23 protein-coding genes and 2 tRNA genes are annotated in these 20,426 nt (G+C 63.4%); 14 read left to right on the top strand and 11 right to left on the bottom strand.

Annotation, left to right across the window (positions count from 1 at the left end; genetic code table 11):
- On the bottom strand, window positions 1–897 hold the full coding sequence (locus tag AC1PPL_RS15600; protein ID WP_012655803.1) for an NAD kinase: 897 nt from the start codon (window positions 895–897) through the stop codon (window positions 1–3).
- Between the two features lie 28 nt (window positions 898–925).
- Between AC1PPL_RS15600 and hrcA the strand changes: the two genes are divergently transcribed.
- Window positions 926–1,930, top strand: a complete 1,005-nt coding sequence (hrcA, locus tag AC1PPL_RS15595; protein ID WP_088887498.1) for a heat-inducible transcriptional repressor HrcA — start codon at window positions 926–928, stop codon at window positions 1,928–1,930.
- A 53-nt stretch (window positions 1,931–1,983) separates the two neighbouring features.
- Window positions 1,984–2,060 (top strand) — tRNA-Ile (locus AC1PPL_RS15590).
- Window positions 2,061–2,162: 102 nt separating this feature from the next.
- Here the strand turns inward: AC1PPL_RS15590 and AC1PPL_RS15585 are convergent.
- Together AC1PPL_RS15585 and AC1PPL_RS15580 are read right to left on the bottom strand one after the other, a co-directional pair.
- Window positions 2,163–2,666, bottom strand: a complete 504-nt coding sequence (locus tag AC1PPL_RS15585; RefSeq protein WP_196995045.1) for a hypothetical protein — start codon at window positions 2,664–2,666, stop codon at window positions 2,163–2,165.
- A 66-nt stretch (window positions 2,667–2,732) separates the two neighbouring features.
- Entirely contained in the window at window positions 2,733–3,125 is a 393-nt protein-coding gene (locus tag AC1PPL_RS15580; RefSeq protein WP_135148459.1) for a Rid family hydrolase, read from the bottom strand.
- A gap of 111 nt (window positions 3,126–3,236) precedes the next feature.
- Here AC1PPL_RS15580 and AC1PPL_RS15575 point away from each other — a divergent pair, with 111 nt between their 5' ends.
- The 6 genes from AC1PPL_RS15575 (at window position 3,237) to AC1PPL_RS15550 (ending at window position 7,294) form a co-directional block, all read left to right on the top strand.
- Window positions 3,237–4,169 carry a LysR family transcriptional regulator gene (locus AC1PPL_RS15575; protein ID WP_479973666.1) on the top strand — a complete coding sequence of 311 codons (933 nt, stop codon included), beginning with the start codon at window positions 3,237–3,239 and terminating at the stop codon, window positions 4,167–4,169.
- A 129-nt stretch (window positions 4,170–4,298) separates the two neighbouring features.
- Window positions 4,299–4,922, top strand: a complete 624-nt coding sequence (locus AC1PPL_RS15570) for a YdeI/OmpD-associated family protein (RefSeq protein WP_479973665.1) — start codon at window positions 4,299–4,301, stop codon at window positions 4,920–4,922.
- 261 nt (window positions 4,923–5,183) lie between these two features.
- Window positions 5,184–5,792: a hypothetical protein gene (locus tag AC1PPL_RS15565; protein WP_047350008.1), complete on the top strand. Its 609-nt coding sequence runs from the start codon at window positions 5,184–5,186 to the stop codon at window positions 5,790–5,792.
- Between the two features lie 9 nt (window positions 5,793–5,801).
- A complete protein-coding gene (locus AC1PPL_RS15560) occupies window positions 5,802–6,386 on the top strand; it encodes a cysteine hydrolase family protein (protein ID WP_479973664.1) in 585 nt (194 codons plus the stop codon).
- 18 nt (window positions 6,387–6,404) lie between these two features.
- The gene (locus tag AC1PPL_RS15555; RefSeq protein WP_047350010.1) at window positions 6,405–6,872 is read left to right on the top strand and encodes a DUF421 domain-containing protein; all 468 of its coding nucleotides are present in this window, start codon (window positions 6,405–6,407) and stop codon (window positions 6,870–6,872) included.
- An 89-nt stretch (window positions 6,873–6,961) separates the two neighbouring features.
- Entirely contained in the window at window positions 6,962–7,294 is a 333-nt protein-coding gene (locus tag AC1PPL_RS15550) for an I78 family peptidase inhibitor (RefSeq protein ID WP_088888594.1), read from the top strand.
- A gap of 80 nt (window positions 7,295–7,374) precedes the next feature.
- On the opposite strand, the gene hemW is transcribed toward AC1PPL_RS15550, so the two are convergent.
- The 5 genes from hemW to AC1PPL_RS15525 form a co-directional block, all read right to left on the bottom strand.
- Window positions 7,375–8,619, bottom strand: a complete 1,245-nt coding sequence (gene hemW, locus AC1PPL_RS15545; RefSeq protein ID WP_088887494.1) for a radical SAM family heme chaperone HemW — start codon at window positions 8,617–8,619, stop codon at window positions 7,375–7,377.
- A gap of 92 nt (window positions 8,620–8,711) precedes the next feature.
- Window positions 8,712–9,329: an RdgB/HAM1 family non-canonical purine NTP pyrophosphatase gene (gene rdgB, locus AC1PPL_RS15540; RefSeq protein ID WP_011804363.1), complete on the bottom strand. Its 618-nt coding sequence runs from the start codon at window positions 9,327–9,329 to the stop codon at window positions 8,712–8,714.
- 45 nt (window positions 9,330–9,374) lie between these two features.
- Window positions 9,375–10,109 (bottom strand): ribonuclease PH, encoded by a 735-nt coding sequence (rph, locus tag AC1PPL_RS15535; protein WP_424295348.1) that lies wholly within the window; start codon window positions 10,107–10,109, stop codon window positions 9,375–9,377.
- A gap of 76 nt (window positions 10,110–10,185) precedes the next feature.
- On the bottom strand, window positions 10,186–11,088 hold the full coding sequence (locus AC1PPL_RS15530) for a PP2C family protein-serine/threonine phosphatase (RefSeq protein WP_011804365.1): 903 nt from the start codon (window positions 11,086–11,088) through the stop codon (window positions 10,186–10,188).
- Window positions 11,085–12,101, bottom strand: coding sequence for a serine/threonine protein kinase (locus AC1PPL_RS15525; protein WP_015912601.1), 1,017 nt, complete (start codon window positions 12,099–12,101; stop codon window positions 11,085–11,087). Before AC1PPL_RS15525 ends, AC1PPL_RS15530 begins: the two co-directional genes overlap by 4 nt.
- A 96-nt stretch (window positions 12,102–12,197) precedes the next feature.
- Here AC1PPL_RS15525 and AC1PPL_RS15520 point away from each other — a divergent pair, with 96 nt between their 5' ends.
- The 4 genes from AC1PPL_RS15520 to AC1PPL_RS15505 all read left to right on the top strand — a co-directional run bounded on the left by AC1PPL_RS15520 (window position 12,198) and on the right by AC1PPL_RS15505 (window position 16,333).
- Entirely contained in the window at window positions 12,198–13,091 is an 894-nt protein-coding gene (locus tag AC1PPL_RS15520; RefSeq protein WP_041835906.1) for a YicC/YloC family endoribonuclease, read from the top strand.
- Between the two features lie 36 nt (window positions 13,092–13,127).
- A complete protein-coding gene (gene gmk / locus AC1PPL_RS15515; protein ID WP_011804388.1) occupies window positions 13,128–13,748 on the top strand; it encodes a guanylate kinase in 621 nt (206 codons plus the stop codon).
- A 15-nt stretch (window positions 13,749–13,763) separates the two neighbouring features.
- On the top strand, window positions 13,764–13,967 hold the full coding sequence (rpoZ, locus tag AC1PPL_RS15510) for a DNA-directed RNA polymerase subunit omega (RefSeq protein WP_011804389.1): 204 nt from the start codon (window positions 13,764–13,766) through the stop codon (window positions 13,965–13,967).
- Window positions 13,968–14,068: 101 nt separating this feature from the next.
- A complete protein-coding gene (locus AC1PPL_RS15505; RefSeq protein WP_011804390.1) occupies window positions 14,069–16,333 on the top strand; it encodes a RelA/SpoT family protein in 2,265 nt (754 codons plus the stop codon).
- Window positions 16,334–16,346: 13 nt separating this feature from the next.
- On the opposite strand, the gene greB is transcribed toward AC1PPL_RS15505, so the two are convergent.
- The 3 genes from greB to AC1PPL_RS15490 all read right to left on the bottom strand — a co-directional run bounded on the left by greB (window position 16,347) and on the right by AC1PPL_RS15490 (window position 17,481).
- A complete protein-coding gene (gene greB / locus AC1PPL_RS15500) occupies window positions 16,347–16,907 on the bottom strand; it encodes a transcription elongation factor GreB (RefSeq protein ID WP_011804391.1) in 561 nt (186 codons plus the stop codon).
- A gap of 78 nt (window positions 16,908–16,985) precedes the next feature.
- Window positions 16,986–17,062, bottom strand: a tRNA-Arg gene (locus tag AC1PPL_RS15495).
- A 146-nt stretch (window positions 17,063–17,208) separates the two neighbouring features.
- Window positions 17,209–17,481, bottom strand: coding sequence for a hypothetical protein (locus tag AC1PPL_RS15490; RefSeq protein WP_479973663.1), 273 nt, complete (start codon window positions 17,479–17,481; stop codon window positions 17,209–17,211).
- 249 nt (window positions 17,482–17,730) lie between these two features.
- On the opposite strand from AC1PPL_RS15490, the gene rpsO reads away from it, so the two are divergent.
- Both rpsO and pnp read left to right on the top strand, forming a co-directional pair.
- The gene (gene rpsO / locus AC1PPL_RS15485; protein ID WP_011804393.1) at window positions 17,731–17,997 is read left to right on the top strand and encodes a 30S ribosomal protein S15; all 267 of its coding nucleotides are present in this window, start codon (window positions 17,731–17,733) and stop codon (window positions 17,995–17,997) included.
- Window positions 17,998–18,212: 215 nt separating this feature from the next.
- Window positions 18,213–20,396: a polyribonucleotide nucleotidyltransferase gene (gene pnp, locus AC1PPL_RS15480; protein ID WP_135148621.1), complete on the top strand. Its 2,184-nt coding sequence runs from the start codon at window positions 18,213–18,215 to the stop codon at window positions 20,394–20,396.
- Window positions 20,397–20,426 lie beyond the last annotated feature (30 nt).

Genomic DNA, 20,426 nt, shown 5'->3' with positions numbered 1-20,426 from the left:
TCAAGAACCTCCCTCGTACCAGCCCAGCTTCTTGCGCAGGGTGGCAAAGTAACTCCAGCCGCGCGGGTGCAGAAAGCACACCCGGTGCGCGGAACGGCGCACCAGTATGCGGTCGCCATGTTGCAGCGATGCGAGCGACTGCATGTCGAAGTTGGCGCTGATGTCGCGCCCCCCCGCCACCTCAATGGCCACTTCAGTCGCGTCGGAAAGCACGATCGGCCGGTTGGACAGGGTGTGCGGCGCGATCGGCACCAGCACCCAGCCGGGGATCGATGGGTGCAGCATCGGGCCGCCTGCAGACAGGGCATACGCCGTGGAGCCGGTGGGCGACGCGACGATCAGGCCGTCGGCGCGTTGGTTGGAAACGAATACGCCGTCTACCTCCACGCGCAGCTCCACCATGCCGGAGGTGGAGCCGCGGTTGACCACCACGTCGTTGAGGGCCAGCGCCTCGAACACGCACTCGCCACCGCGCATCACGCAAGCCTGCATCAACGGGCGCACGTCTTCTTCGTAGTCTCCGTGCAGGATGGGCGTGAGCGCGTCCTGGTAGCCCTCCAGCGGAATGTCGGTAATGAAGCCCAGCCGCCCCTGGTTGATGCCCACCAGCGGCGTGCCGTAGCCGGCCAGCCGCCGGCCCACGCCCAGCATGGTGCCATCGCCGCCTACGACCAGGCACAGGTCGCATTGCCGGCCGATCCCCTCCACATCCAGCGTGTGGTATTGCGTGAGGCCCGTGTGGGCGGCGGTTTCGGCCTCCAGCGTCAACTCGCAGTCCTGCTGGGTGACGAACTGGGCAATGCTCTCGATGATCTGCCGTGCGCTGTCGGACGCTGAAACGGCGCCAGGCCCCGGGTATTTGCCTATGACTGCAACGCGGCGGAAGATGGGCTTCATGCAGAAATTACATCATTAAAATGATTCAATGCTTGATGACCGCTCCAAGTTGTTACTCAAGGCCTTGGTGGAACGCTACATAGCCGAGGGGCAGCCAGTCGGCTCCAGAACCTTGTCGCGGGCATCAGGGCTTGAATTGTCGCCCGCCACCATACGCAATGTGATGGCAGACCTGGAGGACCTGGGGCTTATTGCCAGCCCCCACACCTCCGCGGGCCGCGTGCCCACCGCCAAGGGCTATCGCCTGTTCGTCGACACCATGCTCACCGTGCAGCAGGAGCAGTTGCCGACAGTCCAGCTCATGCCCGAGCAGCCGCAGAAGGTGATCGCCAACGCCGCCCACCTGTTGTCGAGCCTGTCGCAGTTCGTGGGGGTGGTGATGGCGCCGCGGCGCGCCTCGGTGTTTCGCCACATCGAATTCCTGCGGCTGTCCGAGAAGCGCTTTTTGGTGATCATCGTCTCGCCCGACGGTGATGTGCAGAACCGCGTGATCTTTACCGAGGTCGATTACTCCCAGTCGCAACTGGTGGAGGCCGCCAACTTCCTCAACGCCAACTACGCGGGCCTCACCATGGAGCAGGTGCGCGAGCGCCTGAAGCTGGAGGTGGACAAGCTGCGCGGAGAAATCGCGGCGCTGATGCAGGCCGCGGTGAGCGTGGGCTCGGAGGCCATGTCCGGGTCGCAGGACGAGGTGGTGTTCTCGGGCGAGCGCAACCTGCTGTCCGTGAGCGATTTTTCCAGCGACATGAGCCACTTGCGCCGTGCGTTCGACCTGTTCGAGCAAAAGACCCAGATCCTGCGCCTGCTGGACATTTCCAGCCGTGCAGAAGGGGTGCGCATCTTCATTGGTGGAGAGAGCCAGGTGGTGCCATTTGAAGAGCTGTCCGTGGTGAGTGCACCCTATGAGGTCGACGGTCAGGTGGTGGGCACCCTGGGCGTGATCGGCCCCACGCGCATGCCCTATGACCGCATGATCCAGATCGTGGACATCACCTCCAAGCTGGTCTCCAACGCCCTGAGCCACCGGAAGTAGCCCCTACAATACGCGCCGCTGCGCCGCCTACGAGGCAGGGCAGCGCACCCCTTGGGGCGTTAGCTCAGTTGGTTAGAGCAGAGGACTCATAATCCTTTGGTCGTTGGTTCAAGTCCAACACGCCCTACCAAGTAGATAAAGGAAACCCTGCTATCGTTTTGGTAGCAGGGTTTTTTGTTTCCCGGGTCATGTAGCCACCATGTAGCCGTTGGGGCGCAATTTCCGTCAGTGGTCAGTTGCTGGGGGCGTCGTGAACCCAGCCCGTGCGCTCGACTTCGAGGGACCGTATTTTTCCGCGAAGCGCAATGCAAAGCTCTGTGGCCTGAATTCGCATGTCTCGCGCCGTCTCTAGGTTCCCTTTGCAACCGGTCGTGGATTGCTCTCTAAAGAATGCTGCGCGTGTCGTCGCTTCAAGCGCACCGGCTATTTCCTCATCGAGACGTTTTATAAAAAGCTGGAACCTGTTGTTCGACATGCCGCTAAGCGCCACAGCGCGGGACGTGGCTGTAACGCGAGTGGTGCCAGCGAGGAAATAGAGGTTTGTCGCTTCGGCTTCAATTTCAGCGGCGGCCAATGTGAGCCGCTCCAGTTCCAGCGTGAATTTGTCTTGTTCGGCTTTCGCAGTCACAAACTTCGACAACTGGTGCGCCTCGGTTGCGGTTTTCCAAGCCCAGTAAGCGGCTGCCGCACTCACCGCACCAGAGAATGCCGACAAGTAATCTGTGAAATTGGACATGCTATCCCCCCGTTGCTCGTTGGAGGCGAAGGTTACCTTGCCCACGTTGCCCCAAGGACTCAGTGTTTAGCTTGGAAGCTTTGCGATTACCTTGATTTCGAACTGGAAGCCGTAAAGCCAGGTTACGCCGATACCGGTCAGCGTGGGATAGGGGGCATTGCCCCAATAGTCCGGCACGATCTGCCAAATGCGCTCGAAATTCTTCTCGGGGTCCACTACGAACACCGTCACGTCGACTACGTCGTCAAAGCTGCACCCGGCTGCCTCCAGCACAGCGTTCAGGTGAGTGAAGGCAAGGCGGACTTGAGATTCCAGATCGGGCTCTGGCGTGCCATCTGCGCGGCTGCCCACTTGGCCCGAGACGAATAGAAAGCCGTTGGACCGGACCGCTGGTGAGTAGCGGTTCTTCTCATAAAGAGCTTGGCGGCCTGGCGGGAAGACAACGTCGCGTGGAGGCATGGGACATCTTTCATTGGATAAAAGAACCCACTGTAGGCACTGTATCTGTTCGGATAAACAGGAAAGTATCATCAAGACTGTTTGCAAAATCTGGACAATCTCCTGACCTCTATGGATCGTTTCGACGCTATGGTGGCCTTTGCTCGCGTGGTAGAGACACGCAGCTTTACCCAGGCCGCTCAAACGCTGCACATGAGCAAAACTACGGTAACTCAGCTTGTGCAGCAGTTGGAAGCGCGTTTACGGGTCAGGCTTTTGAACCGCACCACCCGCAAAGTGAACGTGACAGCCGAAGGTGCCGCCTATTACGAGCGTGTCGTGCGTCTGTTGGGTGACCTGGATGATGCGGAGACCAGTCTGACCAGTGCCTCAAGCGCGCCTCAAGGCCGCCTGCGGGTGGACGTGCCCAGCCCTCTGGCACGCATGGTCCTTGTTCCGGCTTTTGCTGCATTCCATGCGCGCTATCCGGACATCCAGCTGCACATGGGTGTAAGTGACCGAGTGGTCGATCTGATCGATGAAAACGTCGATTGCGTGGTGCGGGGAGGTGAGCCGGGCGACGCCTCGCTTGTGGCAAGGCATGTAGGCGATCTTTCCATGGGGCTGTATGCGGCACCTACATACTTGGCGAATGCCGGAATGCCCTTGCACCCCAAGAACCTGGAGGCCGCACCGCACCACATCGTGGGCTTTCTGGGATCAAGCACCGGACGCGTCTCATCCTGCGTATTGCACCGCGGCGACGAACAAGTGCGCGTGATGGGCCGTTACGCGATTGCCACCGACGATGGCAATGCCTACCTGGCGGCAGGCGTTGCCGGTCTGGGGGCGCTCTGGTTGCCTCAGTACATGGCAGCGCCTCATCTGGCGCGGGGCGAACTGGCGCCGCTGTTTGAGGACTGGTCCATTGCGCCGATGCCGCTGTATATCGCGTTTCCTCCAAACCGTCATGTGGGCGCTCGGCTGCGGGTGTTCATGGATTGGATGGTTGAACTGATGAAGACGCATGCTCCGCTGTCCGGGGCGTATCCGCATCGGCGCTGAGAGGAGGGGCGTTAGACTGCGCCAGGGGATTGCGCCATCTGGCAGCCAACGGGTGCGGCGGCACGGCCTGCAGCTCACAGCTTCTCTGGACATAACGACAAGCGGCGCTCTTGGGGCACACTCTGGTCGATGACTGTCGCCAGATCCAGCATTCAACTCGAATCTGCCCCGGCCTCGTTCAAGAGCGCCAAGGCTTTCGATGCATGGTTGAGGAAGAACCATGCCGCTTCGGGCGGTCTCTGGCTCAAGATCGCGAAAAAGGGCGCTCAAGAACCCAGCGTTTCCTACCCCCAGGCGGTGGAAATCGCACTCTGTTGGGGCTGGATCGACGGTCAGAAAAAAGCTCTCGACGATCAGCACTACCTCCAGCGTTTCACGCCGCGGCGCGCGCGCAGCATCTGGTCGAAAGTCAACATCGACAAGGTCGAGGCACTCATAGTGGCGGGCCGCATGCAGGCGCCTGGCTACGCCCAGATCGAAGCGGCCAAGGCCGATGGGCGCTGGGCACGGGCTTACGACAGCGCTCGTACGTCTACCGTACCCGAGGATCTGTTGGCCGCGTTGGAAATCGATCCAAAGGCCAAAGCCTTCTTTGCAACGATCAATGCGGCCAATCGTTACGCGGTACTGTGGCGTATCCAGACAGCCGTGAAAGCAGAAACGCGCGCCAGACGAATCGCCCAGTTGGTTGATATGCTCGCACGCGGCGAAACCATCCACCTTTTCAAAGCTCGTTCTCGCGCCGGACAGTGAATGCCACGCGCATGGCGCGCCGGCTTGCTGTCGGCTCCAGTCCTTCAAGCACTACCTGACCCCAATGTCACACCCCGCTATCGCGTTGATAGCGGGGTTTTGTCTTTTCGTCTGCGATCAACGTGACAGCGGTCGGCTGCGCGCCTGCTTTGTTCGGAAATTGCATTACGCGCAAATAGGCCGTTGCCTACGGCGCGGAACCGGTCCGCCTCACACCATGGGCTTCTCTTGCATTCCAACCCCACAACCTGGAGAAGACCCATGCCCAAGCCACGTTATGACGAAGCCCAACTCAAGGATCTGCTGTTGCAGATGATGGAAACCGAGCTGGGTGGTGAGCAGGTGTACCGTGCGGCGATCGACTGCGCGACCAATGAAGACCTCAAGAAGGAATGGGAGGGCTACCTCGACGAGACGCTATCGCACCAAAACGTGGTACGCACAACCTGCGAAAACCTGGGAATCGACCCCGACGAGGTGGTGCCTTCGCGCCTGGTGGTCAAGCACATCGGCGATTCGCTGGTCAAGGCGATCGAGTTGGCCCGGCAGGCCGGCAATCCTGCGCAGGCCCAGTTGGTCGCCTGCGAATGCGTGGTGCATGCCGAGACCAAGGACCACGCCAACTGGGAGCTGCTGGGCAAGGTGGCGGAGGTGGCGACCGGGGATGTCGGTCGCGCCCTGAAAGATGCCCACGAGCGCGTGGAGAAAGACGAGGACCACCACCTGTACCACACCAAGGGCTGGTGCCGCGAGCTGTGGATTGCAAGCCTGGGCATGCCGGCGGTGCTGCCTCCGCCGGAAGAGGTCAAACAGGTGGAGACCGCCATTGGCGCGTCGCGCGCGGAGCAGCAACGCGACGCGATGCTTTGAGGAGGCTGCGTGGCGCGCCCCGCCGCATTGCGCCGCACGCCGCTGCCGCGCAGCAAACACGTGCTGCTGTTGGTGGATGTGATCAATCCGCTGAATTTCCCTACAGCGGCAGACCTGCTGCCCGGAGCGGTACGCGCCGCGAACGCCATTGCGCGGCTGAAGGCACGCCTGGCGCGGCGCGGGGTCACGGCGATCTATGCCAACGACAACTATGGCACGTGGCACAGCGACTTCCGTGACATTCTCACGGCCTGCCGCGCGCTGCCGGGGGCGCGCGGCGAGATGGCCTGCCTGCTTGCGCCCGCGCCGCAGGATCTGGTGATCCTCAAGCCACAGCATTCGGCGTTCCATTCGACTCCCTTGCAGCATTTGCTGGACAAGATGCAGACCGAGCAGCTGATCATCGTGGGCCTGGCCGCCGACATGTGCGTGATGCTGACGGCCACCGATGCGCGCATGCTGGGCTACAAGGTGTGGGTGCCGTCGGATTGCACCGCCGCGGAATCGGAACACCGCAAGACGGAGGCCCTGCGGCAATTGCATGACGTGTTCAAGTGCGCCGTACGGCCTGCGGTACGGGCGGCTGCACCCTGACTGACCGGAGCGACCGCTATGTTCAACCTGGACTTACCCGCCGCAGAGCTGGTGCTGCGCGCCGCCATGGTCTACGGCCTGCTGCTGGCGCTCATGCGCGTCAGCGGCAAGCGCACCGTCGGGCAATTCACGCCGTTCGACCTGCTGGTGGTGATGCTGGTCAGCGAGGCCGCGGGTCCGTCCATGACGGGCAAGGACCAGTCGCTGTGGGGCGGTCTCATCGTCTGCCTGGTGCTGATCGGATTGAACATCCTGGTGGGGATACTCACGGCGCGTTTTCGCATGGCCGAGAAACTGCTGGAGGGCGAGGCGATCCTGCTGGGGCGCAATGGGCATGTCTTTGACACGGTGCGCAAGCGGCATCGCGTATCGGAGAACGACGTGGAGCGGGCGTTGCGAGAGGCCGACTGCGACAGGAAGGACATGCGCTACCTCTTCCTGGAAGCCGACGGCAGCTTGAGCGTGCAAAAGCACCGCGAGGATTAGCCGCGTCGCCGCCGGGTTACCGATGGTGACGGCCCGTGCACCGCGGCTGCGGTATGGTGCTGCATTTTTCGGAGCAGGAGGCAACAGGCATGCGTTATTTCTTAAAGGCAGGCGGCGCCGTGGCCGTGGTGGGGCTGATGATGGCAGGTTGTTCGTCGATCGGACCGGGCAGCAGCCCGGCGCCCGCGCCCATTGGCGCCAGCACGGCCCCGGTGGGCGGTGAATGCAACGCCCAGGGCGCGCAGGCGGCGGTGGGTAAGAATGCCACGGCCAAGGTGGTGGAGGACGCGCGCGTGCGCTCCGGCGCGCGCTTGGCGCGCGTACTGCGCCCGGGCCAGATGATCACCAAGGAGTTCGATGGCCAACGCCTCAACCTGGAGGTGGACGCCAGCGGCAAGATCATTGCCGTGCGCTGCGGCTGATCAGCCGCAGGAATGTGGCGCTGATGAAGTGTGCGCGGCTGTGACCGGGCACGCTTCGTCGGTGTGCTTTCGGCGCCCGCTCAGTCCGCCAGGAAGAGCGCCTGCAGGTCGCTTAGAAAGTCAAAGCCCCGCTGCGTGGGACGCACGCGCTCCATGTCGCGCGTGATCAGGCCCTGCGCCTCGGCCTGCTGCAGGCCAGCGGCTATGGCCGTGATCGCCAAGCCCGTACGGGCGGTGAAGTCCTGCAGCGCAAAACCCTCCTGCAGCCTTAGCGCATTGAGCATGAACTCGAACGGCAGGTCCGCGCGGCGCACGTCGTCGTCTTGCGCGATGGCGCGCCCTGCGAGTGCTCCGGCCATGTAGAGCTGCGGATCGCGCAGGCGCACCTGGCGCACCACCCGGTGCGCAAAGCTGAGCTTGCTGTGCGCGCCCGCGCCAATGCCCAGATAGTCGCCAAACTGCCAATAGTTGCGGTTGTGCACGCATTGGTGGCCCTCGCGTGCATAGGCCGATACCTCGTAGCGTGCAAGGCCTGCCGCGCCCGTCAGTTCGGTGATGCGGTCGAGCATGGCATAGGCGGCATCGTCCTCGGGCAGCGGTGGGGGGTACTTGGCGAAGTAGGTGTTGGGCTCGATGGTCAGGTGGTAGATGGAGATGTGCGGCGGCTGCAGCGCGAGCGCGGTGCGCATGTCCTCGTCCAGCTCAGCCGGCGTCTGGCCGGGCAGGGCGTACATGATGTCGAGGTTGAAGGTGTCGAAGGCCTGTGCGGCCTCTTCCACCGCGGCCAGCGCCTGTGCGCGGTTGTGCACGCGGCCCAGCGCCTGCAGGTGCCGGTCGTTGAAGCTCTGCACGCCGATGGACAGCCGCGTGACCCCCGCGCCGCGGTAAGCGCGAAAGCGCTCCTTCTCGAACGTGCCGGGGTTGGCCTCCAGCGTGATCTCGCACCCCGCGTCCAACCGCAGGCGCGCGCGGATGTCGCCCAGCAGCCGGTCGATGGACTCGGGTGCAAACAGGCTGGGCGTTCCGCCGCCGATGAAGATGCTGTGCACCGTGCGGCCCCAGATCAGCGGCAGGGCGGCCTCCAGGTCGGCCAGCAGGGCGTCGATGTAGCGCGCTTCGGGCACGCCGCCATCGCCGCCCATGCCGCCGCGCGCCTCGTGCGAGTTGAAGTCGCAGTACGGGCATTTGCGCAGGCACCACGGCAGGTGCACGTACAGCGACAGCGGCGGCAGGCTGGACAGTTGCAGCAGGCCGGGGCGCATGTAGTGCTGCACGTCGCGCAGCGGCGCGCCGGACTGCGCGGCGGGGAGGATGGGGATGGTCATACGAGTCTAAAAACCATAGCTGCTGGCGCTTTCCTGACAACCGTTTCAGTATCAAAAGACATTGAAACCCTTATCTGGAAAGCGCTAACCGCTCACCTTTCTGAGGTTCCGGCAAACCAATGCTCGCGCATCAGCTCCAGCATCTGGCGCGACGAGCGGCCGCGGTGGCTGTGGGCGTTCTTCACCTCGGGCGGCAGCTCGGCAAAGGTCTTGCCGAAGGCGGGCAGCACCATCACCGGGTCAAAGCCGAAGCCGCCCGTGCCGCGCGGCGCGCGTGCAATCTCGCCGGCCACGCGGCCCACGGCGATCAGTGGCTCGGGGTCCTGCGGGCTGCGCACGGCCACCAGCGTGCTGACCATCGCGGCGCGGCGGTCGTCGATGCCCTGCATCTGCTCCAGCAGCGCGCGCACGTTGTTGGCGTCGCCCTTGTCGTAGCCGAACTGCGTGGCGTAGTAGGCCGTCTGCACGCCGGGCTGACCGCCAAAGGCCTGCACGCACAGGCCGGCGTCGTCCGCCAGCGCGGGCAGACCGGTGTGGGCGCTGGCAAAGCGGGCCTTGGCCAGTGCGTTCTCGACGAAGGTGTGGAACGGCTCCTCGGCCTCGCCCACGCCCAGTTCGGCCTGGGGAATGAGCTGCACGCCCAGCGGGGCCAGCATGGCCTGCAGTTCGGCGAGCTTGCCGCGGTTGTTGGAGGCGAGTACGAGTTTCATGGTCAAAAAGGTCTTTAGCGCATATCAATCAAGCGCAAACAGCTATCAATTGCGTAGCGACTGCCGTTGCAGGGCGACCAGCTCGGCGATGCCCTTCTCGGCCAGCGCCAGCAGTTGGTCCATTTCCTGGCGCGAGAAGGTCGCGCCCTCGGCCGTGCCTTGTACCTCCACATAGTGGCCGGTGCCGGTCATCACCACGTTCATGTCGGTGTCGCAGGCCACGTCCTCCACATATTCCAAGTCCAGCAGCGGTTGGCCCTGCACGATGCCCACGGACACGGCGGCCACCGCACCGGTGAGCGGCGATGCGCTGATCTTGCCCGCAGCCAGCAGGGTGTTGACCGCGTCCTGCGCCGCCACCCAGGCGCCCGTGATCGCGGCGGTGCGTGTGCCGCCGTCGGCCTGGATCACGTCGCAGTCGATCTGGATCGTGCGCTCACCCAAGGCTTTGAGATCAAAGACTGCACGCAGGCTGCGGCCGATGAGGCGCTGGATCTCCTGCGTGCGTCCGCTTTGCTTGCCGCGCGCGGCCTCGCGGTCGCTGCGGGTGTGGGTGGAGCGGGGCAGCATGCCGTACTCGGCCGTCACCCAGCCTTCGCCGCTGCCGCGCTTGTGCGGCGGCACCTTTTCCTCGACTGACGCGGTGCACAGCACGCGCGTGTTGCCGAACTCGATGAGTACCGCGCCCTCGGCATGCATGGTGTAGTGGCGCGTGATGCGGATGGGGCGTAGCTGGTCCAGGGCGCGGCCGCCGCTGCGGGCAAAGGGGGTGGTGTTCATGGCAGGTCCAGGTCAAAGAAGGGGCTCCCCGCACTCCTGGCGGAGAGCGGAGGAGGCGGTGCGCCCGGGCCGCGGCCTACAGCTTGCGCGCGGCAGAGCGCCGGATGGCTTCGTTGATTTCGGCGATCGAGCGTTCGATGGTCTCGTCGTCCAGGTCGTCCGCAAAGCTCTCCAGCGGGCCGGCCTGGATGGTGGAGGCGAACACGTCGTCACTGATGCTGTCGGTGGAAATGCCCTGGGTGGACTCGAATGTGTCGGGGGTTTCCCACTCCATGGCCACCACGGTCACGTTGTCGCTGCCGTCCCCGGCCTTGCGCAGGGCGTCCTCGACCAGGTCGGGCACGGCGTTGGAGACGGTCTGGCGGCCCAGCTGGCGTGCGATGGTCTCGTCGTCCAGCGCGCCCCACAGGCCGTCGGAGCACAGCAGGATGCGGTCACCCTGCTCCAGCAGCACGGGGCCGGCCACGTCGTACAGCGGCTTGGTGGGAGAGCCCAGGCAGGTGAACAGCACGTTGCGGTTCACGCGCTCCAGCCCGGCGATGGCGGCGTTGCGCAACTCCAGGTAGGAGTGGTCACGCGTGCGCATGAGCAACTCGCCCCCGCGCACGAGGTACAGGCGCGAATCGCCGCAGTGGATCCAGCTGGCGCGCCCGTCTTGCACCACGGCGATCACCAGCGTGGTGCGCGGCGTGTCGAGCATGTCTTTGGTGGTGCCATAGCGCAGGATCTGATGGTGCGCGCCCAGCAGCGCGGTGGAGAGGAACTCCTGCACATCCTTCAGCGTGGGCTTGGCTTGGCGCTGGAACATCGCGGAGACCGTCTGGATGGCGATCTGCGCGGCGACCTCGCCCTCCGGGTGGCCGCCCATGCCGTCAGCCAGCACGAACAGCACCGACTCGCGCGTGTAGCAGTACCCCATGCGGTCTTCGTTCTTCTCGCGCCCGCCGCGGCGGCTGATCTGAAAGACAGAGAACTTCATTTAGGCCGCGCTCCCAGACCGGTGGCTTCGCCCACCTTTTGCACGTTTTTCTTGGTGTCCGACACCAGGGTGTCGAGCTGCATGCGCATCTTCTCGGCCACCGACAGCTTGGTATAGCGGCGCTCGCCCTCGCGGCTCAGCTCCTTTTGCAGCGCGAACACCGATTGCGGGCGCGACAGCGGATCGAGCGCCATGCACCATTCGACCACCTCGATCAGATTGTCCGAATACACGCCGCGCAGCTTGTTCAGCGCCAGCGACAGGCGGTCCTTCTCCTGGCGCTGCGGCGCCTCGTTGGGCGGAAATCCCTGCATGCACGCATAGATGCAGGCGCCAACGGCGTAGATGTCCGTCCAGGGGCCCATCTGCGAGTCGCGGCGGTACATCTCGGGCGCAGCAAAGCCGGGGGTGTACATCGGGCGGATGAAGTTGCCCTCTTTGGAGAGTACCTCGCGCGCGGCGCCGAAGTCGATCATCACCGCGCGGTTGTCGTCGGTGATGAAGATGTTGGCGGGCTTGATGTCCAGGTGCAGCATCTTGTGCTGGTGCACGATGCGCAGGCCGCGCAGCACCTCATCGAACAGCGAGCGGATGGTGGACTCGCGGAACACCTTCTGTGTCTTGAGGTCGCGTGCGGTGATGATGAAGTCCTGCAGGGTCGCGCCCTCCAGGTAGTTCATCACCATGTAGACGGTCTCGTTCTCGCGGAAGAAGTTGAGCACGCTCACCACGGAGGCGTGCGAGATCTGCGCGAGCGCACGGCCTTCCTCGAAGAAGCTCTTGAGGCCCAGGCGGTAGAGCGAGAGCTTCTCGGGGGGCACCTTGGGCAGCAGTTCGCCCGGTGCACGCGTAGCCAGAGAAGCGGGGAGGTATTCCTTGATGGCCACTTGCTGGCCTTCGGCGTCAATGGCGAGGTACACCACGCCAAAACCACCGGAGGACAGCCGGCGCACCACGCGGTAGCCGCCAATGGCGGTATCGGGGGGCAGGGGGGCCGGCTTGATTTTTGACATAGGAAGCGAAGGCAGTCGTGGGCGCGGGTGGGGAACCCGGATAATCGCTGGATCGCAAGCAACCAACCACCGAAAAGTCCAATGGCAGTTTACAGCATGACCGGATACGCCAGCGTGCAGCGCGGCGTGGCTACTGCAGGGGACGACAAGGACGGGCCCGTACGGCGCCTAGGCCTGGAAATACGTGCGGTCAACAGCCGCTTTCTGGACCTGTCTTTCCGCCTGTCCGATGAACTGCGCGCCCAGGAGCCGGCGCTGCGCGCCCTGCTCACGCAGCGCCTCAAGCGCGGCAAGGTCGAGGTGCGCGCTTTCGTGGACAACGACGACTCCGCCGCGCTCGCCGAGCCATCCCCGCGCATCTTGCAACGGGTAGGCGCGGTGCAGGATGCAGTGCGTTCGTGGCTGCCCGACGCCAGGCCGCTGTCGGTGGCCGACGCGCTGCGCTTGTGCGCCAATGCCGGTGCTCCTGCGCTGGACTGGAGCGAAACGGCAGCGCGCGCGGCCGAGCAGGCGCTGGACGACCTGGTGGCCGCGCGCCAACGCGAGGGCGAACGCCTGGCCGCCATGCTGCAGGAGCGCATCGCGCAGTTGCGCGAGCTGGCCCGCCAGGCGGTGCCGCTGGTTCCGCAGCTCGTGGAGCAGCAGCGCCAGCGCTTCATGGAGCGCTGGAAGGAGGCCATGTCGCTGGCCGAAGGCGCGGTGGTGCCCGAAGCGGCCCAGGACCGCGCCCTGACCGAGGCCACGGCCTTTGCCATCCGCATCGACGTCGCGGAGGAAGTCACGCGGCTGCAGTCGCACCTGGACGAGATTGCCCGCCTGCTCAAAAAAGGCGGCGAGGTCGGCAAGCGGCTGGATTTTCTGATCCAGGAACTGCACCGTGAAGCCAACACGCTGGGCTCCAAGTCGGCTGCCATGGACCTCACGCGCATCAGCGTAGACATGAAGGTGCTGATCGAGCAGATGCGCGAGCAAGTGCAGAACATCGAGTGATAATCCTGTTTTGATAGCGGCTCACGCACACTCCATATGGACTATCCCGGAAATTTGTTTGTAGTCTCTGCCCCCAGCGGGGCGGGTAAATCCAGCTTGGTCAAGGCCCTGCTGGAGCTGGACTCACATGTGCAGCCCTCCGTGTCGCACACGACCCGCGCGCCGCGCGGGCAGGAAAAGCACGGCCGCGAGTACTTCTTCGCTTCCGAGCAGGAGTTCGACGCGATGGTGGCGGCTAACGGCTTCGTCGAGTGGGCGAACGTCCATGGACGCCGTTATGGAACCTCCCGCAAGGTGATCGAGGAGCGCGTGGCCCAGGGGGCGGACGTGGTCTTGGAAATCGACTTTCAGGGCGCGCTGCAGATCAAGCAGGCCTTCGCGAACGCCGTGCTGGTCTTTGTGCTGCCGCCCAGCTGGGACGAGTTGCGCGCCCGGCTGGAACGCCGGGGCGAAGATGCGCCCGACGTGATCGACCTGCGCCTGGAGAACGCGGCAGAGGAAATGGCGCAAGCCAGCAAATTCGACTTCGTTATAATCAACGAGGTCTTTGAGCGAGCGCTTTTCGACCTGAAAACCATCGTTCATGCCCAGCGTCTCAAGTACGCAGCCCAGCGCCGCGCCCGGGCCGAAACCTTCGAGTCGCTCAATATTCCCTGATCCCTGGAGAACACCATGGCCCGCATTACCGTGGAAGACTGCCTCGAGCAGATTCCCAACCGTTTTCAACTGGTGCTCGCCGCCACCTACCGTGCCCGCATGCTCAGCCAGGGCCACGCCCCCAAGATCGAGAGCCGCAACAAGCCAGCCGTGACGGCACTGCGCGAAATCGCCGCCGGCAAGGTCGGCCTGGAAATGCTCAAGAAGGTTCCGGGCTGAGCGATCGTCAGCCTCCGGTGATCCCGGTAAAAGAGCACCGCGTGGCGGTGCTTTTTTTTGCCTGCGCTTGCCGCTCGGGCGGGGCGCGCTACATTTAAGCCATGAACGTCGTGTTGAACAAGGCAGCTGTTGACAATCCGCAGGCCGTCCCTGTGGCGGTTGACAGTTCTTCTGCTGCGGCCGCCAATGCCGCGGCGGCGAGCTTTGCTGCGCTGCTGGAAAAACTCGACTACCTTGACGAAGCCAGCGTCGAACAGGTGCGCCAGGCGTACCGTTACGCCGATGAAGCGCACTTGGGGCAGTTGCGCAGCAGTGGCGAGCCCTACATCACGCACCCGATTGCCGTGGCGGCGCTGTGCGCGAGCTGGAAGTTGGATGTCCAGGCCCTCATGGCAGCCTTGCTGCACGACGCCATGGAAGATTGCGGCATCACCAAGTCCGATCTCATCGACCGGTTTGGCGCGCCTGTGGCGGAACTGGTGGATGGTCTCACCAAGCTCGATAAGCTGCAGTTCAATACCCGTGAGGAGAACCAGGCCGAGTCGTTTCGCAAGATGCTGCTGGCCATGGCGCGCGACGTGCGCGTCATCCTCATCAAGCTGGCGGACCGCACGCACAATATGCGCACGCTCTCCGACATGCCGCGCAGCAAGTGGGGCCGCATTTCGTCGGAGACGCTGGAGATCTATGCGCCCATCGCGCATCGATTGGGGCTGAACCAGACCTACCGCGAACTGCAGGACCTCGCCTTTCGCCACCTGCATCCATGGCGCTATGCCACGCTGTCCAAAGCGGTCACGAAGTCGCGCAATCGACGCCGCGACATCGTGCAGAAGGTGCAGACGGAAGTGGATGCCGCATTTGCGCGGCTGGGCATGCACGTGCGGCTGGCGGGGCGTGAGAAGACACTCTTTGCGATCTACCAGAAGATGATCACCAAGCACCTGAGCTTTGCGCAGGTGACGGATCTCTATGGCTTCCGTGTCATCGTGCATTCGGTGACGGACTGCTATACCGCCTTGGGTGTGTTGCACCAGATGTACAAACCGGTGCCCGGCAAGTTCAAGGACCATATCGCCATTGGCAAGCTCAATGGCTATCAGTCGCTGCATACGACGCTGGTGGGACCTGCTGGCCTGAATATCGAGTTTCAGGTTCGCACCGAGGAAATGCACATCGTGGCGGAAGCGGGTGTGGCGGCGCACTGGCTCTACAAGGCGAAAGATGCGGATGGCGCGGTGGCAGAACGCCTGGGCACCAAATGGCTGCAGTCTTTGCTCGACATCCAGAATGAAACGCGCGACGCGGCCGAATTCTGGGACCACGTCAAGGTGGACCTCTTCCCAGATGCAGTCTATGTCTTCACGCCCAAGAGCCAGATCATGGCCTTGCCCCGCGGAGCCACGGCGGTGGACTTTGCCTATGCGATCCACAGCGACGTGGGCGACCGCACCACGGCGGCGCGCATCAACAACGAACAGGTGCCCCTGCGCACCGAACTCAAGAACGGGGATGTGGTGGAAATCGTTACCACACAGGGCGCCCGGCCCAACCCGGCTTGGCTGGGGTTCGTGCGCACAGGGCGCGCGCGTTCCAAGATTCGCCACTATCTCAAGACGCTGGCGCAGAACGAGTCGGCGGGCCTGGGCGAGAAACTGCTGACCCAGGCGCTGCGTGCCGAGGGCATCGAACAACTGCCTGACGTGCAGACCCAAGCGCCCATTTGGGAAAAACTGCTGCGCTTTACGGGCAATCGCAGCCGCGCGGAACTCATGACCGATGTGGGACTGGGCAAGCGCATTGCCGGCATCGTGGCCAAGCGCCTGGTCGTGTTGCTATCGGAAGATGGCCAGCGGCCTGATGCATTGCTGCTGACCCGCGAGCGCTACAGCTCCCATGAAACAGTCTCGCAAGGGAGCATCACCCTCGACGGCAGCGAGAATGCATCTGTTCAATATGCAGCGTGTTGCCGCCCGGTGCCGGGTGACCCCATCGTGGGATACCTGGGCCGCGGCGAGGGCCTGGTGGTCCATCACGCGCAATGCGGGGTAGCCAAGAAACTGCAGCACAAAGATGGCGAGCGCTTCATTGCCGTCGACTGGTCCGATGAGCCTACCCGCCAATTCGAGACCGGTATCACCGTGACCGTGACCAATGGCAAGGGGGTACTGGCTCGCATCGCATCCGAATTTGCCAACTCAGAGGCAGATATCGTCCGTGTGGACATGGACGATGCGATGGACACCACTGATCTGCGTTTTGTGGCAGCGGTGCGTGATCAACACCATGTAGAGGCCGTGTTGCGCAATCTGCGCCGCACGCATTCCGTATTGCGAGCGTTCCGCGTGCTTCCCCAGCCCGCTTGAGGGCCTGGGTTCGTCACCGAGGCGCCGCGACGGGGTATTCGACACGCAGGATTTCCAGGGTACGTAGGCCGGCGGGAGTCTGCAGGGTCACTTCGTCTCCCTCCCGGGCTTTGAGCAGCGCGCGCGCCACGGGAGAAATCCAGCTGATCTGCTGCAGGCTGTTGTCGGCTTCGTCAATGCCCAGAATCGTCACCGTGCGCTCCACGCCGTCCTCCTCGGCGTAGGTGACCGTGGCGCCGAAGAAGACTTGGTCACTGCCCGCGTGTACCGATGGGTCCACGACATCCGCGATTTCCAGCCGTTTCGTCAGGAAACGGATGCGCCTGTCGATCTCGCGCAGCCTTTTTTTGCCGTACAGGTAGTCGCCGTTCTCCGAGCGATCTCCGTTGCTGGCAGCCCAATGGACAATTTCCACCACCTTGGGGCGCTCGTCATCGATAAGGTCCAGCAACTCGCGGCGAAGGCGCGCATATCCCTGGGGTGTGATGTAGTTCTTGCCGGCCCCCACGGGCGCCTGCGGGGGGAGGGACGGTTCGTCGTCGGTGTCTGTTTCCTTGGTGAATGCCTTGCTCATATGCTTATCGTGCCTGAAAGGGAGCAAATGCCAAAAACGAAAAAGCCCTGGAACCTTGCAGTTCCAGGGCTTACCGTTTGGTGCGGCTGGCAGGAATCGAACCCACGACCCCTTGGTTCGTAGCCAAGTACTCTATCCAGCTGAGCTACAGCCGCTAAGCTTTGAATTATAGCACGAAGTTCTCAAGCTATATCAAAAATCGTCACTGGCTAATTAACTAACTCAGTCGATCAGCGCATTGTGACGATGGCGTGATTGTAGCGGAGTTTTCGCCCGGTTTTGCGAAATTGCTCGATGTTGCTCACTTACGTGTGTAGCCCAGGCAGGCGCCTGCGTTGGGCATGCCCTTGCACTCCCGGTAGAGGCGCCGGTCGCGCTCTGCCTGGCTTTCGCCGGAATGGTTCTGCGTGTGCTTGAACCGGATGGCTTTGGACCTCTTCGAAGCGCTGGCTGCCTTCTCGGCTGTGGCTGCGGCATGGCTGTGAAGTGACGCAAAGGACAACAAGAGCGCGGTCACGCCGACACCCACTGGCAGGGAAAGAGACCGGCGGACAAGCGTATCCATGAAGCGCATAGTGGTCTTTCAGAAAGGGCGTTGAAACGTTTTGCAGTACGGTTTGCATCATGCCCGAAAGCCCGCTGCACAGGGGTTGGGCGGCGGCGAAGAAGTGGGGAAAAGCGCAGCGGTATAATCTCAAGGTTTTGCATGGTGCAAGACGCACGCTGTCGACCCTTCCAGTCGCGGCGCAAGTACAACCAGAGCCATAGGCAGTTGGTCCAGCAATGCGGCTGCCTGCTTGGGCTCTTCTATCAAGGAAAAAACATGATCGCATCATCCGTCAAGGCCGAAGTCGTCAAGGCCAATGCCCGTTCCGCCAACGATACGGGTAGCCCGGAGGTCCAGGTGGCACTGCTCACCGCCCGCATCAACGAGCTGACTCCTCACTTCAAGCAGCATGCCAAGGACCATCATGGCCGCCGTGGTCTGCTGCGCATGGTGAGCCGTCGTCGCAAGCTGCTGGACTACCTCAAGGCCAAGGACGCCGACCGTTACACGGCACTGATCGCCAAGCTGGGCCTGCGCAAGTAAGCGCGCCGGCATGCCGAGACGCCTGGGTTAGCTCTGTCTAGCTCAGGCGTTTTTTACTTCGGAGACGCAACTGCAGAGCGAAGCTGTGTCATTCCAGGGGCCTTGCCTTCCGATGGGCAGGGCAGGGTCGCTGGAATGGCATCGTGTTCTGAATTGCGCTCCAAGCCTTGCTGGTACCGCGTTGCCAGCTATTATTTTGAGAGCAAGGAGTCACTATGAGCATTTTTAACAAGGTTACCAAGTCGTTCCAGTGGGGTGACAAGACCGTTGTCATGGAAACGGGTGAGATCGCCCGGCAGGCCTCAGGCGCCGTGCTGGTGAACATTGACGACACCGTGGTGCTCGCTACCGTGGTGGGGTCCAAGCAGGCCAAGCCTGGCCAGGACTTCTTCCCGCTGACGGTGGACTACATCGAGAAGACCTACGCCGCCGGCAAGATCCCCGGCAGCTTCTTCAAGCGCGAGGCCAAGCCCAGCGAGTTGGAGACGCTGACCAGCCGCCTGATCGATCGCCCGATCCGCCCGCTGTTCCCCGAGGGCTTCTACAACGAGGTGCATGTGGTCATCCACACCATCTCGCTCAACCCCGAAGTGGACGCTGACATCGCCGCCATGATCGCCGTGAGCGCAGCGCTGTCCGTTTCCGGTATTCCGTTCAATGGCCCCATCGGCGCCGCACGCGTGGGCTACGTCAATGGCGAATACGTGCTGAACCCCGGGCAGACCGCGCGCAAGAGCTCGCAACTGGACCTGGTGGTGGCGGGCACCGAGGCCGCTGTGCTGATGGTGGAGTCCGAAGCGCAGCAGTTGTCCGAAGAGATCATGCTGGGCGCCGTGGTGTTCGGCCACGAGCAGGGCAAGGTGGCGATCAACGCCATCCATGAGCTGGTGCGCGACGCTGGCAAGCCCGTGTGGGACTGGCAGCCGCCTGCCAAGGACGAGACTTTCATCGCCAAGGTCACGGCCCTGGCAGAGGACAAGCTGCGCGCGGCTTACCAGATCCGCAGCAAGCAGGCCCGCACCCAGGCCTTGCGCGAGGCATCGGCCTCGGTGCTGGAATCGCTGAAGGGCGAGGGCGTGGAGTTCGACGCCGTGAAGGTCGAGGCCCTGCTGTTCGACATCGAAGCCAAGATCGTGCGCAGCCAGATCCTGGCTGGCGAGCCCCGCATCGACGGCCGCGACACGCGCACCGTGCGCCCCATCGAGATCCGCAACTCCGTGCTGCCGCGCACCCACGGCTCCGCCCTGTTCACGCGTGGCGAGACCCAGGCGCTGGTGGTGTCCACGCTGGGCACCGAGCGCGATGCGCAGCGCATCGACGCACTGGCCGGCGAGTTCGAAGACCGTTTCATCTTCCACTACAACATGCCTCCCTTCGCCACGGGTGAAGTGGGCCGCATGGGCTCGACCAAGCGCCGCGAAATCGGCCACGGCCGCCTGGCCAAGCGCGCCCTGGTGGCCTGCCTGCCGAGCAAGGACGAGTTCCCCTACACCATCCGCGTGGTGTCGGAGATCACCGAATCCAACGGCTCCTCGTCCATGGCATCGGTCTGCGGTGGCTGCCTGTCGCTGATGGATGCCGGCGTGCCCATGAAGGCGCATGTGGCCGGTATCGCCATGGGCCTGATCAAGGAAGACAACCGCTTCGCCGTGCTGACCGACATCCTGGGCGATGAGGACCACCTGGGCGACATGGACTTCAAGGTGGCCGGTACGACCAACGGCATCACCGCCCTGCAGATGGACATCAAGATCCAGGGCATCACCAAGGAAATCATGCAGGTCGCCCTGGCGCAGGCCAAGGAAGCACGTATGCACATCCTGGGCAAGATGCAGGAAGCCATGGGTGAAGCCAAGACCGAGATTTCGTCCTTCGCGCCCAAGCTCTACACGATGAAGATCAACCCCGAGAAGATCCGCGACGTGATCGGCAAGGGCGGCGCCACGATCCGTGCCCTGACGGACGAGACCGGCTGCCAGATCAACATCGAGGAAGACGGCACCATCACCATCGCAGCCACCGAGGCTGCCAAGGCTGATGAAGCCAAGCGCCGCATCGAAGAGATCACGGCCGAGGTTGAAGTGGGCAAGGTCTACGAAGGCCCGGTCACCAAGATCCTGGACTTCGGCGCGTTGATCAACCTGCTGCCCGGCAAGGACGGCCTGCTGCACATCAGCCAGATCGCCCACGAGCGTGTGGAAAAGGTGGGCGACTACCTGCAGGAAGGTCAGATCGTGAAGGTCAAGGTGCTGGAGACCGACGACAAGGGCCGCGTCAAGCTGTCCATGAAGGCGCTGGCTGACCGCCCCGCTGGCGACAGCGGCCGTCCCGCCCCTGCGGAGCGGGGCGAGCGTCGTGAGCGCCGTGATGGCGGTGCTTCCGAGCAACAGCAGCAGTAAGCCGGGGGTGTTCCTTCGGGAACGCCTGTT

This window comes from Diaphorobacter sp. B2A2W2, assembly GCF_056730635.1.
The sequence above is the reverse complement of the archived record's forward strand: the minus strand, read 5'-3'. Positions and strand labels throughout refer to the sequence as shown.

Bases quoted from the DNA above. Each gene is read 5' to 3' on its own strand.
- AC1PPL_RS15600 (WP_012655803.1), bottom strand. From the start codon at position 897: ATGAAGCCCATCTTCCGCCGCGTTGCAGTCATAGGCAAATACCCGGGG.
- AC1PPL_RS15580 (WP_135148459.1), bottom strand. From the start codon at position 3,125: ATGCCTCCACGCGACGTTGTCTTCCCGCCAGGCCGCCAAGCTCTTTAT.
- AC1PPL_RS15585 (WP_196995045.1), bottom strand. From the start codon at position 2,666: ATGTCCAATTTCACAGATTACTTGTCGGCATTCTCTGGTGCGGTGAGT.
- rpoZ (WP_011804389.1), top strand. From the start codon at position 13,764: ATGGCCCGCATTACCGTGGAAGACTGCCTCGAGCAGATTCCCAACCGT.
- hemW (WP_088887494.1), bottom strand. From the start codon at position 8,619: ATGACCATCCCCATCCTCCCCGCCGCGCAGTCCGGCGCGCCGCTGCGC.
- AC1PPL_RS15520 (WP_041835906.1), top strand. From the start codon at position 12,198: ATGACCGGATACGCCAGCGTGCAGCGCGGCGTGGCTACTGCAGGGGAC.
- AC1PPL_RS15505 (WP_011804390.1), top strand. From the start codon at position 14,069: ATGAACGTCGTGTTGAACAAGGCAGCTGTTGACAATCCGCAGGCCGTC.
- rpsO (WP_011804393.1), top strand. From the start codon at position 17,731: ATGATCGCATCATCCGTCAAGGCCGAAGTCGTCAAGGCCAATGCCCGT.
- pnp (WP_135148621.1), top strand. From the start codon at position 18,213: ATGAGCATTTTTAACAAGGTTACCAAGTCGTTCCAGTGGGGTGACAAG.
- AC1PPL_RS15570 (WP_479973665.1), top strand. From the start codon at position 4,299: ATGACTGTCGCCAGATCCAGCATTCAACTCGAATCTGCCCCGGCCTCG.
- AC1PPL_RS15555 (WP_047350010.1), top strand. From the start codon at position 6,405: ATGTTCAACCTGGACTTACCCGCCGCAGAGCTGGTGCTGCGCGCCGCC.
- greB (WP_011804391.1), bottom strand. From the start codon at position 16,907: ATGAGCAAGGCATTCACCAAGGAAACAGACACCGACGACGAACCGTCC.
- hrcA (WP_088887498.1), top strand. From the start codon at position 926: ATGCTTGATGACCGCTCCAAGTTGTTACTCAAGGCCTTGGTGGAACGC.
- AC1PPL_RS15530 (WP_011804365.1), bottom strand. From the start codon at position 11,088: ATGAAGTTCTCTGTCTTTCAGATCAGCCGCCGCGGCGGGCGCGAGAAG.
- gmk (WP_011804388.1), top strand. From the start codon at position 13,128: ATGGACTATCCCGGAAATTTGTTTGTAGTCTCTGCCCCCAGCGGGGCG.
- AC1PPL_RS15525 (WP_015912601.1), bottom strand. From the start codon at position 12,101: ATGTCAAAAATCAAGCCGGCCCCCCTGCCCCCCGATACCGCCATTGGC.
- rdgB (WP_011804363.1), bottom strand. From the start codon at position 9,329: ATGAAACTCGTACTCGCCTCCAACAACCGCGGCAAGCTCGCCGAACTG.
- AC1PPL_RS15575 (WP_479973666.1), top strand. From the start codon at position 3,237: ATGGATCGTTTCGACGCTATGGTGGCCTTTGCTCGCGTGGTAGAGACA.
- rph (WP_424295348.1), bottom strand. From the start codon at position 10,109: ATGAACACCACCCCCTTTGCCCGCAGCGGCGGCCGCGCCCTGGACCAG.
- AC1PPL_RS15550 (WP_088888594.1), top strand. From the start codon at position 6,962: ATGCGTTATTTCTTAAAGGCAGGCGGCGCCGTGGCCGTGGTGGGGCTG.
- AC1PPL_RS15565 (WP_047350008.1), top strand. From the start codon at position 5,184: ATGCCCAAGCCACGTTATGACGAAGCCCAACTCAAGGATCTGCTGTTG.
- AC1PPL_RS15490 (WP_479973663.1), bottom strand. From the start codon at position 17,481: ATGCGCTTCATGGATACGCTTGTCCGCCGGTCTCTTTCCCTGCCAGTG.